The 14,140-nt window shown below is 73.6% G+C and carries 14 protein-coding genes; 7 read left to right on the forward strand and 7 right to left on the reverse strand.

Annotation, left to right across the window (positions count from 1 at the left end; all coding sequences use genetic code 11):
* The first annotated feature begins 239 nt into the window (after positions 1–239).
* The gene (locus tag D7294_RS14215; protein WP_120679484.1) at positions 240–1,880 is read left to right on the forward strand and encodes a sensor histidine kinase; all 1,641 of its coding nucleotides are present in this window, start codon (positions 240–242) and stop codon (positions 1,878–1,880) included.
* 284 nt (positions 1,881–2,164) lie between these two features.
* On the forward strand, positions 2,165–2,884 hold the full coding sequence (locus D7294_RS14220) for a response regulator transcription factor (protein WP_120679486.1): 720 nt from the start codon (positions 2,165–2,167) through the stop codon (positions 2,882–2,884).
* A 142-nt stretch (positions 2,885–3,026) separates the two neighbouring features.
* Here the strand turns inward: D7294_RS14220 and D7294_RS14225 are convergent, their stop codons facing one another.
* The gene (locus tag D7294_RS14225; RefSeq protein WP_120679488.1) at positions 3,027–3,797 is read right to left on the reverse strand and encodes a hypothetical protein; all 771 of its coding nucleotides are present in this window, start codon (positions 3,795–3,797) and stop codon (positions 3,027–3,029) included.
* 192 nt (positions 3,798–3,989) lie between these two features.
* Positions 3,990–4,901 (reverse strand): ATP-binding cassette domain-containing protein, encoded by a 912-nt coding sequence (locus tag D7294_RS14230; RefSeq protein WP_120679490.1) that lies wholly within the window; start codon positions 4,899–4,901, stop codon positions 3,990–3,992.
* 245 nt (positions 4,902–5,146) lie between these two features.
* Between D7294_RS14230 and D7294_RS14235 the strand changes: the two genes are divergently transcribed.
* Complete coding sequence (locus D7294_RS14235) at positions 5,147–5,902, forward strand: VWA domain-containing protein (protein ID WP_120679492.1); 756 nt, start codon at positions 5,147–5,149, stop codon at positions 5,900–5,902.
* An 18-nt stretch (positions 5,903–5,920) separates the two neighbouring features.
* Here the strand turns inward: D7294_RS14235 and D7294_RS14240 are convergent, their stop codons facing one another.
* The 3 genes from D7294_RS14240 to D7294_RS14250 all read right to left on the reverse strand — a co-directional run bounded on the left by D7294_RS14240 (position 5,921) and on the right by D7294_RS14250 (position 8,055).
* The gene (locus tag D7294_RS14240) at positions 5,921–6,844 is read right to left on the reverse strand and encodes an RDD family protein (protein WP_120679494.1); all 924 of its coding nucleotides are present in this window, start codon (positions 6,842–6,844) and stop codon (positions 5,921–5,923) included.
* 55 nt (positions 6,845–6,899) lie between these two features.
* Positions 6,900–7,367, reverse strand: a complete 468-nt coding sequence (locus tag D7294_RS14245) for a GNAT family N-acetyltransferase (protein ID WP_120679496.1) — start codon at positions 7,365–7,367, stop codon at positions 6,900–6,902.
* Between the two features lie 109 nt (positions 7,368–7,476).
* Positions 7,477–8,055, reverse strand: a complete 579-nt coding sequence (locus tag D7294_RS14250) for an ArsR/SmtB family transcription factor (RefSeq protein WP_120679498.1) — start codon at positions 8,053–8,055, stop codon at positions 7,477–7,479.
* A gap of 107 nt (positions 8,056–8,162) precedes the next feature.
* Between D7294_RS14250 and D7294_RS14255 the strand changes: the two genes are divergently transcribed.
* From D7294_RS14255 to D7294_RS14270, 4 genes are all read left to right on the forward strand, one after another.
* Positions 8,163–8,975 (forward strand): hypothetical protein, encoded by an 813-nt coding sequence (locus D7294_RS14255; protein WP_206619507.1) that lies wholly within the window; start codon positions 8,163–8,165, stop codon positions 8,973–8,975.
* Positions 8,976–9,117: 142 nt separating this feature from the next.
* On the forward strand, positions 9,118–10,005 hold the full coding sequence (locus D7294_RS14260; protein ID WP_120679500.1) for a putative RNA methyltransferase: 888 nt from the start codon (positions 9,118–9,120) through the stop codon (positions 10,003–10,005).
* A gap of 278 nt (positions 10,006–10,283) precedes the next feature.
* Complete coding sequence (locus tag D7294_RS14265) at positions 10,284–11,255, forward strand: phosphotriesterase family protein (protein WP_120679501.1); 972 nt, start codon at positions 10,284–10,286, stop codon at positions 11,253–11,255.
* Positions 11,256–11,564: 309 nt separating this feature from the next.
* Positions 11,565–12,401, forward strand: coding sequence for an LLM class F420-dependent oxidoreductase (locus D7294_RS14270; protein WP_120679503.1), 837 nt, complete (start codon positions 11,565–11,567; stop codon positions 12,399–12,401).
* A 139-nt stretch (positions 12,402–12,540) separates the two neighbouring features.
* On the opposite strand, the gene D7294_RS14275 is transcribed toward D7294_RS14270, so the two are convergent.
* A complete protein-coding gene (locus tag D7294_RS14275) occupies positions 12,541–13,068 on the reverse strand; it encodes a methylated-DNA--[protein]-cysteine S-methyltransferase (protein ID WP_120679505.1) in 528 nt (175 codons plus the stop codon).
* Positions 13,069–13,360: 292 nt separating this feature from the next.
* Positions 13,361–14,140 (reverse strand): phosphotransferase enzyme family protein, encoded by a 780-nt coding sequence (locus D7294_RS14280; RefSeq protein WP_338325649.1) that lies wholly within the window; start codon positions 14,138–14,140, stop codon positions 13,361–13,363.

Consider the following 14,140-nt stretch of genomic DNA (forward strand, 5'->3'; position numbering starts at 1 on the left):
GCGGGGACGGCTGGGCGCGGGGAGGGCCAGGCCCGCCCGCGGGGGACGGCCGGGCAGGCGCGCGGAACCCGGCCGGGGCGCCCCCGTGCGGACACCGGGCAGCACCGGGGCCGGAGCCGGCGTCCCCCGGGCGTGAGGGCCGGGGCGGGGCACCGGGGCCGGGAGCGGCCGCGCGGGCTCGTGGTACTCCTTGACAGGTGGAAAGCGGGTCGGAGAGCGGTGCCGGGGCGCACGGACGCATGGACGTGCGCCAGCTCGCGTCACGCCTGCTCCCCGGGCAGCCGCGCAGGCTCGCGCCCGGGGCGGGAAGGCTGCGGCGGATCGCGGCCGGCGACCTGTCCACAGGGGTGCCCGCGAGACTGCGGCGGATCGCGACCAGGAGCGGGCTGCTGGCCGACCTCGGCTGGTGGTGCCTCGTCCTGGCCGGAATGCTCAGCATCAACATGCCCTGGCCTCCCTCCTCCGGCTATCTGTGCCTGCTGGTGGGCGGCGTGCTGGCGGTGGCGGCGCTGGCCAGGGGTTCCCGACCGGCGGGCTTGGCCCTCGCGCTCGGTCTGGCTCAATGGAACGACCGCTTCTTCGGGGCGGTGGCGCTGGTGGCCTTCCTGGCGGGCCGCCGCACCACCGGCGATCCACGACCACGGGAGTGGCTGCCCTCCGTGCTCGTCTCGGTGGGTGCGGCCCTTGTCACCGGCACCTGGACACGTCTGCTCGCGCTGCCCGTCGAACTGCTCGGCACGGTCGTGCTGCCCTGGCTGGTGGGTCGCTACCAGTTCCAGCGGGTCGCGCTGGGCGAGGCGGGCTGGAAGCACGCAGAACAACTGGAGCGCGAACAGAGCATGATCGCCGAGCAGACCAGGCTGCGCGAGCGGGCCCGCATAGCTCAGGACATGCACGACTCCCTCGGCCACGACCTGAGCCTCATAGCGGTCCGCGCCGCCGCCCTGGAGCTGTCCGCCGGTCTGGACGAGCGGCAGCGAACCCAGGCGGCCGAGCTGCGGGCCGGGGCGGCCGCCGCCACCGAGCGGCTCCACGACATCATCGGCGTGCTCCGTGAGGCGACGGAAGCCGCCCCGGTCACGCCCGTGCACGCCGGCGCGCACGAGAGCCTGGAGGAACTCGTGGCACGCTGCCGCGCCTCCGGCATGGAGGTGACGCTGCGGCGGTCCGGCCCGGGAGACATGCCGCCGATGACGAGTCACGCCGTCGAGCGCATCACGCGGGAGGCGCTGACCAACGCCGCCAAGCACGCGCCGGGGGCGCCGGTCGAGCTGTCCGTGGACGGCTCGACGGAGGAGACCCGGCTGCGGATCGTCAACGGTCCCGCGCCTGGGGAGCTCGCCGCCCCGGCGGTGGGCAGCGGGCGGGGACTGGTCGGCATCGGCGAACGGGCGCGGCTGCTCGGTGGCACCTTCACCGCCGAGCGCACCGAGGAGGGCGGCTTCCGGGTCGAAGCCACGTTGCCGCACCAGGCGTCGGCCCCCGCCTCGCCGCCGGAACCCGCGGTCGCCGAACGGGTCGCCAGGCAACGCAGGTCTCTGCGCTTCGGCTTCGTCAGGGCTCTCGGGTTCACCGGGGCCGCCCTCGCGCTGACGGCCTCCGTCTACTACTTCGTGGTCGGCGACTCCGATCTGTCGGCCGGTTCCTTCGCGCGCATGCACGTCGGCGAATCCCGCGAGGACCTGGACCATCTGCTTCCCCGGCGGGAGGCGCACACGCGCCCCGACCGGGAGCCCCCGGTACCCTCGGACGCCGTCTGCGAGTACTACTCGCCAGACGACGGCTCCTCCACACACGTCTACCGCCTGTGCTTCAGGAACGGCGTGCTGGTCGACAAGGCCGATCTCCCGCTGCACGGTGCGGACGGGGCGGGCGGGTGAGCCGGGACCGGCGACGCGGGGCGGGGCCGAACGGTGGGGTGTTCGATGCGGCACGGCCGAACCGGCCCGTGCCCGCTGCCCCGGCGGTGCTGCGGCCACGGGGCACGGCGGATGCGAGAGTGGCCGGAGACCGGAAGCCGGCACGTGCGGCGGTGAACGTGGCCCGCGAGGGACACGACGTGCACAGGACGCTCCGGACGACGAGGCCCACGGGAACGATGCCGGCCGATGCGAACGACAGGTGCGAACGACAGGTGCGAACGACAGGGACGACGAGGACCACGATGACCGACCGAGAGCCCGAGACGCCCGGCCGGGAGGCGCCGGACGAGGCGCGGCGACCGCTTCGGGTGCTGCTGGCGGAGGACGAACCGCTGATCCTCGCCGGGGTGCGGGCCATCCTGACGACCGACCCGGGCATCGAGGTGGTTGCCGAGGCGAGTGACGGGCAGCACGCCGTCGAACTGGCCCTGCGGCACCGGCCCGACGTGGCCGTGCTCGACATCAGGATGCCGCGGCTGGACGGCCTCGCCGCCACGGCGGAGCTGCGACGGGTCCTGCCGGAGACCGCCGTGGTCATCCTCACCACCTTCGGCGAGGACGCGTACATCGCGCGGGCGCTGGACGGGGGAGCCACCGGATTCCTGCTGAAGAGCGGGGACCCACGGGAGCTGATCGCGGGGGTGCGGGCGGCAGCGGAAGGCGCCGCCTACCTGTCGCCCCGCGTCGCCAAGCGGGTCATCGCGCGCCTCGGCCGGGGCAGGCTGTACCCGGGGCCGGACGGCGGGGACCGGACGGGTGCGCTCAGCGGCAGGGAGCGCGAGGTCCTCGCGCTGCTCGGCTCCGGCCTGTCCAACGCGGAGATCGGCCACCGTCTGCGTCTGACGGAGGGGACCGTGAAGTCCCACGTCAGCACCATCCTGGCCAGGCTCGGCGTCCGCAACCGGGTCCAGGCCGCGATCGTCGCCTACGAGGCCGGCCTGGTCGAGGAGGCCGCGACCTGAGCGGTGCCGGGCCGGTGCCGTGGCCCCCCCGGCACCCGGCGCCGGGAAGCCGCCGCTCTCCGCCGGGTCGCGGTCGGCTCCCGGCTGCGGCCACCCCCGCCCACACCGCCCAGGGTCGGCCCACTCGCCCGCGAAGAGCGCTTCAGACGTCGCGGCGGCGCAGTGCCACATAGCCCGCCAGCTGCGCCGCCAGGGCCCATATCGCCAGCACGACCCCCGCTCCCACCGGGCTCAGTGGCTCCTGCTCGTTGGAGAGCATGATCAGGCCGGCCCGCCCGGGCAGGTACTCCGAGCCCGTGGTCGTCACGATCAGCGGGAGCGCCAGCATCACGACGAGCACGGCGCTCAGGGTGCCGACGGAGCTGCGGAGTATCGCGCCCACGCCCACCGTGAGGATGGCCGTGAGTATCAGGTACACGGTCACCGCGGCCAGATCGCCCACCTGCTCTTCCGCGCTCCCGGTGCCGTGTGAGCCGAGCGTCAGGTGGCCGAGGGCGAGGCCGAGCAGCGCCAGCGCGAGGGCGAAGGGGACCGTCACGAGCGTCACCGTCGTGGTCTTCGCCAGCAGCACGCGGCCTCGCCGCGGGTCGGCCGTCAGTGTGACCCGCATCGCGCCCGTGGCGAACTCCGAGGTGAGCACGAGCATCGCGTAGGCGACGACCGCGAACTGGGTGAGGAGCACCGCGTTCGCCGCGGGCTCGGCGAATCCCATCGTGGTGCCGTCCGTGGTTTCGCCCGCTTCGACGTCGTTGGCGAAGTCCATGCCGAGGATCGCGCTGACACAGACCATCAGGGCCAGGCCGCTGAACAGGGACCACCAGGTGGAGCGCACGGACCAGAACTTGGTCCACTCGGCGCCCAGGGTGCCGCGCAGGGGCCCGGTGCGGGCGAGGAGCGTGCTTGGGGTGGACATGGGGGCCTCTCTTTGGGTCGGAGCCGGTGCGTCCGGGAAGTCGGGTACGGGCAGAACTCGTGGGCAGGGGACGTGGGCAAAAAGTGTGTGGGGGCGTCGGAAGCCCGAAGGCGGGACGTGGGCGGCTCACCAGGGGGCGGGGCCGGCCGAGGCCGGAGCGGCTCGTCGCAAGACGGGACCGGGACGTGGCCTTCAGGACGCGGTGAACTGGGCCGAGTCTGCGGTCAGCTCCATGTAGGCCTGCTCGAGCGAGGCCCGGCGGGAACTCAGCTCGAAGAGCGGCACGCCGAGACGGTGGGCCGCAAGGCCGACGTCCTCGATCGGGGCGCCGGACACCAGCAGCCGTCCCTCCTCCTCGCTCTCCACTCGCGCGCCCGCCGCGGCCAGGTGCCGGCCGAGACCGGTGATGCGTTCGTGGTCGGGACCTCGCACGACGACGGCCGCCTGGGAGCTGGCGGCGATCACTTCGGCCACCGGAGCGTGCGCGATCAGCCGCCCGCGCCCTATGACGACGAGCTGGTCCGCCATCAACTCCATCTCGCTCATCAGATGGCTGGAGACGAAGACCGTCCGGCCCTCCGCCGCCAGCGAGCGGATCAGCGTCCGAATCCACAGCACGCCGTCCGGGTCGAGGCCGTTGACCGGCTCGTCGAAGAGCAGGATGCCCGGGTCTCCGATCAACGCCGCGGCGATCCCGAGCCGCTGGCTCATCCCCAGGGAGAACGTGCCCGCGCGTTGCCGCTCCACCCCGCCAAGACCCACCATCTCCAGCACGTCGTCCACCCGGGCGGCGGGTATCCCGTGGCTGCGGGCCAGGGCGCGCAGATGGGTGCGCGCCCGGCGGCCGGGATGCAGGGCCTTGGCGTCGAGCAGCGCCCCCACCTCACGCAGCGGGTACCGCAGCTCCTGGTACGGCCGGCCGCCGATGAGGGCCCGCCCCGACGTCGGCCGGTCGAGGCCGAGGATCATCCGCATCGTGGTGGACTTCCCCGCGCCGTTGGGTCCGAGAAACCCGGTCACCGACCCCGCTGTGATCTCGGCGCTGAGGTCGTCGACGGCGGTGCGCGCGCCGAAACGCTTGGTCAGCCGCTCCAGAGTGATCATGCCTGCCGGCCCTTCCTGGTCTGCCTTCACCGTGCTCCTCGACGGTATGGAGGGGAGGCGGTCACGCGCTTCTGTCTTACGGCTCGACTCGTTCCGACTTTCGTCGGGAGTTTCCGGACCCGCTGCCCGGCCGCGGAATGATCTCCTTCAGTCGCTCTTCTTCCCTACTTTCGTTGGTATCCCCGAGGTCGGGAGACCGCGTATCGTCCTCGGAGTCGGTGGGTGGTTCGGCAGGGGAGGTCGACATGGGGGACGTGCAGGGGAGCGCCGCGCAGGGGGTGGACTCCGCGATCAGCCTGGAGAAGGTCCGCCAGGCAGCGCCGGGGCTCGTGGGGTTCTACGAGTCCGCCCGGGTCTCGCTGGAGAAGTCGGGGCTCGCGGGACAGCGGGCCGCCGTGTATCTGGTGCTCGACCGCTCCGGGAGCATGAGCGGGCACTACAAGGACGGCACCATGCAGCACCTGGCCGAGCAGGTGCTTGGGCTCTCCGCGCACGTGGACGACGACGGCACCGTCCCCGTCGTCTTCTTCTCCACAGAGGTCGACGGCATAGCGGAGATAGGGCTCGGCGGCCACGAGGGCAGGATCAACGACCTCCATAAGGGCCTCGGCCACATGGGCCGGACCAACTACCACCTGGCCATGCAGGCCGTCATCGACCACTACACCGCGTCGGGAGCCGTTCATCCCGCCCTGGTGGTCTTCCAGACGGACGGCGGACCCTCTTCTCGTTCCGCCGCAGAGCAGGCGCTGTGTGCTGCCGCGCGGCTGCCCCTGTTCTGGCAGTTCCTCGGCTTCGGCCCGCCGGACAGCAAGCAGTTCAACTTCCTGCGCAGGCTGGACGATCTGCCCGTTCCCGGCAAGCGCATCGTGGACAACGCCGGTTTCTTCCCCGTCGGGGAAACGCCGCGCGCCGTTCCCGATTCGGTGCTGTACGACGCGCTGACCGGCGAGTTCCCCGCCTGGCTCAGTGCAGCGAGGGCCGCGCGCATCCTTCCGTGAGTGCGACGGGGGTGAAGGTCACGGCCGCGGCTGGGTGGGGTGCTCGCCCGAGCCTGAGGTGAGTTCGGCGCTCTCCGCCGGCCGGGCGCGGGTGAGCGTGGCGCGGGCGCGCTGCGCGGTGGCCCGGCCGAGTGGCGAGCCCGCGGCCTGGCGGGCGAGTCGTCCGGCGTAGCGCCCTCCGGCGATCGCCACGGTCGTCGCGGCCCGCAGCACGCCCACACGGAGCACGCGCGTGCCTGCCGCCCGGTCGGCGAGCGAGCGGCCGGAGCCGGCGAGAGCGGGCAGGGCGTTGGCCCAGAACAGGAGGACCGCGAGGGCCCAGCACAGGAAGGAGAGGACGAGGGAGCCGTCGACGAGCAGGCAGCAGGCGAGCGAGTAACAGGCGACGTCGCAGCAGGTGGTGACGGCGGCCCTGACCGCCGCCGAGCGGCGGGTGGGCCGTGGTGCAGCGGATGCGCGGTGCGGGACCACTCGCAGGCCGGCGGCCGCCTGCCCGAGCGTGCGGCCGAGCCAGGCCAGGGTCGCGAAGCGGTAGCAGAAGGCGAACAGCACCAGTGCGCCGAAGGCCTGTTGGACGTCGGTCACCACCGAGTGCCACAGCGAGTTGCCGAGGCCGCTCGCGGAAGCGCCCAGGTCGCCGCGGGATCGGACGATCTGCCAGGCGCCCCGCTCGGTGAGGCCGGGTACGTCGGTGGCCAGGGCTTCGACACGGTGGAAGGTGAGGATGCCGAGCAGGACGGCGACGGCAATCACCAGGGCGTAGTCGATGAGCCATGCCAGGGCGCGCCGCAGCGGCGCGGACCGGAGTGTGGCGGCTGCGTCCGCCGTCGGCCGGCTCTGTGCTCCCGTGTCGCTCTCTTGCGCCTCACCGGCGCCGAATGAGGTACCGAACGCGCCATGGGCCTCGCGGTCGTTCGCGGCGTGGGCGGGGGGCTCGTACATCAGTCTCCCAGCGGTCTGCGTGGTGCGCCGGCGAGAACGCACGGCCGACGAACGTTCAGGCTAGCGGCGCGGCCGTGAGTGCGAAGGCCATCTGCGGCAGGAAGCGGCCGGGTATCGAGCCGGAGGGAACGAGGCCGACTCGTTCGGAGCCCATCGCGCGGTAGAACGGCTCGGCGTGGGGGTCGGCCTCGAACACCAGCCGCTCGAAACCGGCCTCCCGCGCCGCCGCGACCGCGTGCGTAAAGAGCGCACGGCCGATGCCCTGACCGATGGCCTGGGGCTCGACGAACAGCATGGCGAGCTCGCCCGTGGGCGGCGGGCCCACCACTGTCACGAAGCCGAGGACGGTTCCGTCCCGCTCGGCGACGGCGGTGCCGCCGCGCGCGATGTCCTCGGCGGTGAGGGTCAGTTCCGCGCGGCAGGACTCGAGGAACTCGGCGTCGTAGCCCCAGTGCCCCTTCGATCTGAGGGCCAACTCGCTCAGGGGACCGGCCTCTTCGGTCCTCGCCGGCCTGATCGTCATGTGTCTTACTCCTCCGTCGGGTTTTCGGCACGTCAACGCTTACGGACAAGGATCTTCCGCACCCGGGCGCGAGTGACAACGTGCCACAGCGGCCGGCGTCCGGCGAAGCTCAGTCGGCCGGCAGGCCGAACCAGCGCAGGAGCACCGGCCTTGCGCCTGGCGGCGCCTCTTCGGGCCCTCGGGAGAAGCGGGCGAGAAGCTCCAGGTAGGCGTCGTGGAAGGCATTCAGCTCTTCTCTGGTGAGATGGCTCAGGCTTCGGGAGCCACGCATCCAGCCGCCGGCCTCGGCCTGCCCCTCCTGGAACCTCCTGGCCAGCTCGATGTCCTCGGCCAGCCGCATGCGGTCGAGCGTGTCGGCGACGGCGCGTTCCGCGTCGGTCATCTCCTCCGGGGCCGGCCGCCGCACGTCGAGTCCGCGCACGCCGCGCCACCAGCGCTCGCGCCCGGAGGCGCGCTCGGGGATGTCCTCGATGAACCCTCCGCGCTCCAGCTGGCGAAGGTGATAGCTGAGCGTGCCCGTGTTCTCGCCGAGGGCCGCGGCGAGCGTGGTGGAGGTGGCGGGTCCTGAGACCCCGAGGTGGCGCAGGATCTTGAGCCGCAAGGGGTGGGCGAGCGCCTTGAGCGCCGCCGGATCGCTGATCGTGTCCCGCTCCGCCTCCGGGCCGGAGGCCGCCGCTGAGTCCTTCATGCACCCAGCCTACTCGCAGAGTTTTCTCTGCAGACTTGCCTCTGCAGAGGAAACTCTGTAGTCTCGGAAACACACAGCGTTCCCCACCAGCGGCAGGAGCCCCTCCCATGTCCCGAAAGAGCAGCACGACCGGCGGCCGGTCGGCTCACGCGGCAGAGCCGACTCGCCCCTCCGGGCCCTTCGGGCTCCTGCCGCGCCTCGCCTCCCCTGGCTCGCCGCTCCCCACCCTGCGCCGGGCCGTCGGCGTGGCGGCGGCACTGGCCGGCATCGTCCTCGGAGCCACGGCCACCGCCCGCGCGGAGGAGCCGGGCGCGGCGGCGCCGGGCTTCGACCTGGCCTCCTGTCCCTCCGTAGCCGCGCTGCCGAGCGGGGCCGACCCCGCCGACTGGCGCTGCGAGGCCATGGCGGCCGAGGGAAGCCTGTCGATCGGCCGCCTGCAGATCCCGGTCGACCGGCCGATGACGATCACGTTCGCCGAAGGCACGGTGGACGGTTCCTACCGGCAGGTCTTCGGGGCGATGACCGCGTCTCCGCTCCCCTTGCCCGGCACTCCGTGGCGCATCACCCCGGGGTACGGCGGCGACGCGGACTTCCAGTCGAACGACGAGCGGCGCGGCGAGTTGGACATGACGCTCGGCCTCTCCGGTCCCGGGCTGCCACGCGGCTGCACGATAGGCACCCAGGCAGAGCCGATACACCTGGTGCTGAAGGACACCGAGCCCACTTCCGTGATCTCCCAGGACCCGCTGATCGTGCACTTCGCCGCCGAGGACCGGGACTTCGCGGCCCCCCGCACGTCACAGTGCGGCCCGCTGGGACGCGTCCTCGACCGAATACTCGGCCTGCCGGCCGGCGCGGGTTCGAATGGCCTGGCCCTGTCCGCTCAGGTGGCGCTGCGCCCCTACGCGGAGGCGAGTTGATCGCCGAGCCGCCGTTCCCGGCCGGATGACCGGGGGAGTTCGGGCAGGCCGCGGTAGCATCGCCGTCTCCGATGCCGCCGTCCGTGCGCGCCCACACTCGTTGTCCGGCCCTCGTCCACGGCCGCGGCCCTCAGGAACCACCATGCGAGAACCCGCCCCCCGTCCCTCCTCTCACCGCCCGCAGCCGCTCGGCCTTCTGAGATGCCCGGTGTGCGAGGAGCCCCTCGCCGCCGCGGACGGCGCCCTCCGCTGCCGCAGACGGCACTCGTTCGACATCGCCAGGCAGGGCTATGTGAGCCTGCTCGCGGGCGGCCAGGTGACGGGCGAGGGGGACAGCGCGGACATGGTGCGGGCGCGCGTCGCCTTCCTTGCCGCCGGGCACTACGCGCCGCTCGCCGAGTCGGTGGCCGCGTCCTGCCCGCCGGGGGCGCGGACGGTTCTGGACGCCGGGGCCGGCACGGGGTACTACCTCGCCGCGGCGCTGGACGCGCTGCCGGAGGCGGTCGGGCTCGGGCTCGACGCGTCGAAGTTCGCACTGCGGCGGGCCGCCCGGTCACATCCGAGGGCGGGGGCCGCGAGCTGGGACGTGTGGCGCCCGCTTCCCGTCCCGGACCGGGCGGTGGACGTGCTGCTCAACGTGTTCGCGCCGCGGAACGGGCCGGAGTTCCACCGGGTGCTGCGGCCTTCGGGGAGGCTCGTGGTGGTGACGCCGACCGAGCGGCATCTGGGGGAGTTGCGCGCGTGGGAGGGGCTGTTGCTCCGGGTCGACGCGGAGAAGGAGAACCGGCTGCGGCGGGCCCTGGCGGGCCACTTCACGCGGGAGCGGGTCACGCCACTCGAGTACGTCAGACGGCTCGCGAGCGAGGACGTGGCCGACGTGGTGTTGATGGGGCCGGCGGCCCGCCATGTCACGGGAGAGGAGGTGCGCCGCCGGGTGGCGGCTCTGCCGACGCCCCTCGGGGTCACCATGTCGTTCACCGTGTCCGTCTACCGGCCCCTTCCGGAGAGCGGGTCGGGCGGCGCCCGTTGAGGGTTCGGGGCGGTCGCGGCCCGGCGGCCGGCACTCCGCGGCGAAGGCTCGCGAGCGGACCGCGCGGCGGGATCGTGGTGGAGACTCCGCGGCCGGGCGGTGTGGGGATGTGACCGTTGGGGGTGGCGCCGGGTTCCCGAGGCGGCACCGCCCCTCGGGACGGGATGAGGCCGGGTGAATGCGGCCCGAGTGGCGGGCGTGGCAAGGAGGGATTCGCCAGGAGAGGAGGCGAGAGGAAGAGCGGGAGGCGGTGAGCTGGGGGCACGTAGCCTGACCGCATGAGCACCGAGGCGAGCGGACAGCCGGTCATCAGGACCGTTCTCGGGGATGTCGCGCCGGAGGAGTTCGGGGTGTGCGACGCCCACGATCACCTGTTCATGCGCTCTCTGCTGCTCGCGGGTCAGGAGCTGGACGATCCGGCGGCGGCGACGGCGGAGTTGCGGGCGTTCGCGGCGCTCGGGGGCCGGGCGGTGGTGCAGTGGACGCCGTTCGGGATGGGGCGCCGGGCCGGGCGGCTCGGTGAGGTCTCGCGCGCGGCCGGGGTGCACATCGTCGCCGCCACCGGGCTGCATCAGCTCGGGCACATCGGGACCACCCTGATGGAGCGGGTGCGCGACCGGCTGACCGAGTTGTTCGTCGACGAGCTCACGCGGGGGCTGCGCAACGACGACGATCCCGACGGCCCCCACGGGACCGCGCGCGCCGGGATGATCAAGGTGGCGGGGGCGTTTCACGGGGTGGACGCGCATGCCAGGCGGGTGATGACGGCGGCGGCCGAGGCCCATCACGCGACCGGCGCCCCGATCGGCGTGCACCTGGAGGGCGGCACGGCGGCGCTCGACGTCCTGGCCCTGCTGTGTGACTGGCTCGACGTGCCGCCGGAGCGGGTGCTCCTGGGCCACCTGAACCGGTCCCCCGACGTGCGGGTGCATCGCCGGGTGGCGGAGGCCGGCGCCTTCCTGGTGTTCGACGGCCCGTCCCGCGCGCACCATGCCACCGACTGGCGGCTGCTCGACACGCTGGCCGCGCTGTGCGAGGCCGGGTACTCGGGGCAGTTGCTGCTCGGCGGCGACACCACCACGGCCGTGGCCCGGGCGGCGGGCGGGGAGGGGCCGGGGATGCCGTTTCTGCTGAGTGGGCTGCGGCCGCGGATCGAGCGCGAGCTGGGGACGCGTGTGGCCACCGCGATCTTCGTCGACAACCCGGCGCGCGCCTACGCGGCCTCCTGGAAGGCGAGTCCCCGCGTGTGACGGCGCCCCCGCGGGCACGGCACTCACCGCGTAGCGGACCGGAGCGACCGACCTGCCGCGTGCGGAACGCGCGGTGCGGTCGCGGGTGGGGAGGGGCGGTCGCGGGGAGGAGGGCCGTCCGGCCGGGCTGCTCGGGCGGGTGGCCGGGCTGCCGGGGTGGGCCGTGCGGGCGTGGGCGAGGGGCGGCGGGTCGGAGTTCCCGGCGTTTTCTGCTCGCGGGTGACGACCGGCGGGGCCAAGCCCGGGGCGCGGCCGGGGAAGTGAGGTGCCGTTCTTGACAGGATGGCTGACGCAACGTCGCCTGGACGCATGCGTTTCGCCTTCAAGACCTCGCCGCAGAACGCGTCCTGGGAGGACCTGCTGAACGTGTGGCAGGTCGCGGACGGCATCGAGATCTTCGAATCCGGCTGGACCTCCGATCACTTCTACCCGACCCACGGCGCTGCCCCCTCCGTTCCGCGCCTTGAGGGGTGGGTCACGCTCACGGCACTGGCGCAGGCGACCCACCGGCTGCGCATCGGCACCCTGGTCACCGGGATTCACCACCGCCACCCGGCGGTGCTGGCCAACATGGCGGCGACCCTCGACGTCGTGTCCCGCGGGCGGCTGGAGCTGGGCATCGGCGCGGGCTGGAATGAGGAGGAGTCGCGTGCCTACGGCATCGAACTGGGCACCGCCAGGCAGCGGAGCGACCGGTTCGAGGAGGCCTGCCAGGTCATCACGGGACTGCTGGGCCAGGAAACCACGACGTTCAAGGGCAGCTTCTATCAGCTGACCGACGCCCGGTGCGAGCCCAAGCCCTTGCAGCGGCCCCACCCGCCACTCTGCATCGGCGGCAGCGGCCGGAAGCGCACGCTGCGCACGGCGGCCCGCTTCGCTCAGCACTGGAACTTCGACAACGGCACGGTCGCGGAGTTCCTCCGAGCCCGCGACGCGCTGAACCGGCATTGCGCCGACGTCGGCCGCGACCCTGCGGACATCCTGGTTTCGGTCCAGGTGCGGTACCACGGCGATCCGGCCGCGGCGGCAGCCGACGCGGCGACGTTCGGCGAGGCCGGTGCGGAGCTCGCGATCGTCTCTCTGCCGTCGCCCTACACTCCCGCCGTGCTGGAGCCACTCGCGGAGGCGCTGGCGCGCGTGGCCTGACACCCGCCCGCCGTGCGCGGGCCCGCCGGGCAGCGCGGCCGGGGAACGCGGCCGGCAGAGCGGCGAGGGAGCGTGCCGCTGACAGGTGGTGGCGGGTGGCGGCGGGCGCCAGGTGCGGCGGGAGGTGGGGCGGGCCCCGTCATGGGTGTTCCGCCGCCTCCGCCGGGAACAGGGCAGGGGGCAGGGCGCCCTCGTGGGTCAGCAGCGCGGTCTTGCGGGCGACGCCGGCCGCGTAGCCGCGCATGGAGCCGTCCGCGCCGATCACGCGGTGGCACGGGCGCACCAGCAGCAGCGGGTTCGCGCCGACGGCGGCGCCGAGCGCGCGGCTCTCGGCGCGCGGCACGCCGAGGCGCGCGGCCAGCTCGCCGTAGGTCGTGGTCGTGCCATAGGGGATGTCGTCCAGGGCCCGCCAGACGCGTTCCTGGAAGGGGGTGCCGCTGGTGTCGAAGTCGAGGTCGAAGCGGGTGAGTTCGCCGGCGAAGTAGGCCCGGACGCGGGCCACGGCCGGAGCCAGCGCCGCCGGGTCGCGCCGCCAGCCTGGCAGCGCGGAGACACCCCCGCGCTGCCCCGGCATGGACAGCGAGCTCAGCCGCGTGCCCTCGCCCACGAGCAGCAGCTCGCCCAGCGGGCTTTCCATCGTGGTGTAACGCGTGACGGTGGTGCTCATGTCCCCGAGTGTGCGGCGGGGCGGGGGGACGGGACTGGCGGAATTCGGACCTGGCGTTGTGGAACCGGAGCTGACCCGGGGTGGCGGGGCGCGGACGGAGGTGCGTGGGGTTGCGGCGGGCGGTATGGGGGCGCGGCGGGCGGTATGGGGGCGCGGTGGCCGGTTGGGGGCGTGCTGGGGCGTGGTGGGGGCGCGCGGCGTGCGCTCCGCCGTCCCCACCAGCCGAGCCGACGGCATCAGCCGAGCCGTCCCCACCGGCCGAGCCCCGTTCCCAGCCGCCGAGTCGGCGGCGTCAGTCGAGGAGCGCGCTTGTCCAGAGGGCGGCGCGGCGTTCGACGTACTCGGCGTCCTCGCGCCAGGCCTCGCCGTGCCCCTCGCGCCAGTGCGTCGTCCACGGCTCGGTTCCCAGCGCCGACTGCTCGCGCAGGAAGTCGTACATCGCGCGCGTGCGCCGCCCGAGCAGCGGCACGAAGGCGCGGCGCTCGGCCTCGTCGAGGCCGTAGGCGTCGGCGAACGCGCGCAGCCGCGCCGCCGCCTCCTCGTCGGGGCGCGTGAACTCGGGGTTCGGGGTCAGCCGCACGAAGCCCTGTGCCGCGTAGGCGAGGTCCCACAGCCGCGTGCCGGGACCGGCACCGTCCCAGTCGATGAAGACCCAGGAGTCTGCCGTTTCGTCGACGACCAGGTTCCACGGCGCCAGGTCGTGATGGGCGATGATCTCGTCGCCGTCCGGCGCGATGACGGTGCGCCACTCGGCGTCGGCCGGCGGCGAGAAGTCGGCCACGGCATCGTGGAACTCACGGATCAGCCGGGCCACCCGCCGCAGCCGTTCCACGGGGGCGAGCCGGTCCATGCGCTCCGGCCAGAGCGTGTCGCCCGGCACGAACGTCAGCACCTCCCGGCCCTGTTCGTCGATCCCGAGCGGGCGGGGTGCCGCCCGGTACCCGGCGTGGTGGAGGTGGTCGAGGAGCGCGTGGACGGCGGGAGTCCAGGGGCCGGCGGGCCGGCGCACCGTCTCCCCTGCCCGCACGACGCCAGCGCTGACATTGCCGCCCGTCAGAGGTACTTCTTTCAC

This window comes from Streptomyces hoynatensis, assembly GCF_003626535.1.
GTDB classification, from domain to species: Bacteria; Actinomycetota; Actinomycetes; order Streptomycetales; family Streptomycetaceae; genus Streptomyces; species Streptomyces hoynatensis.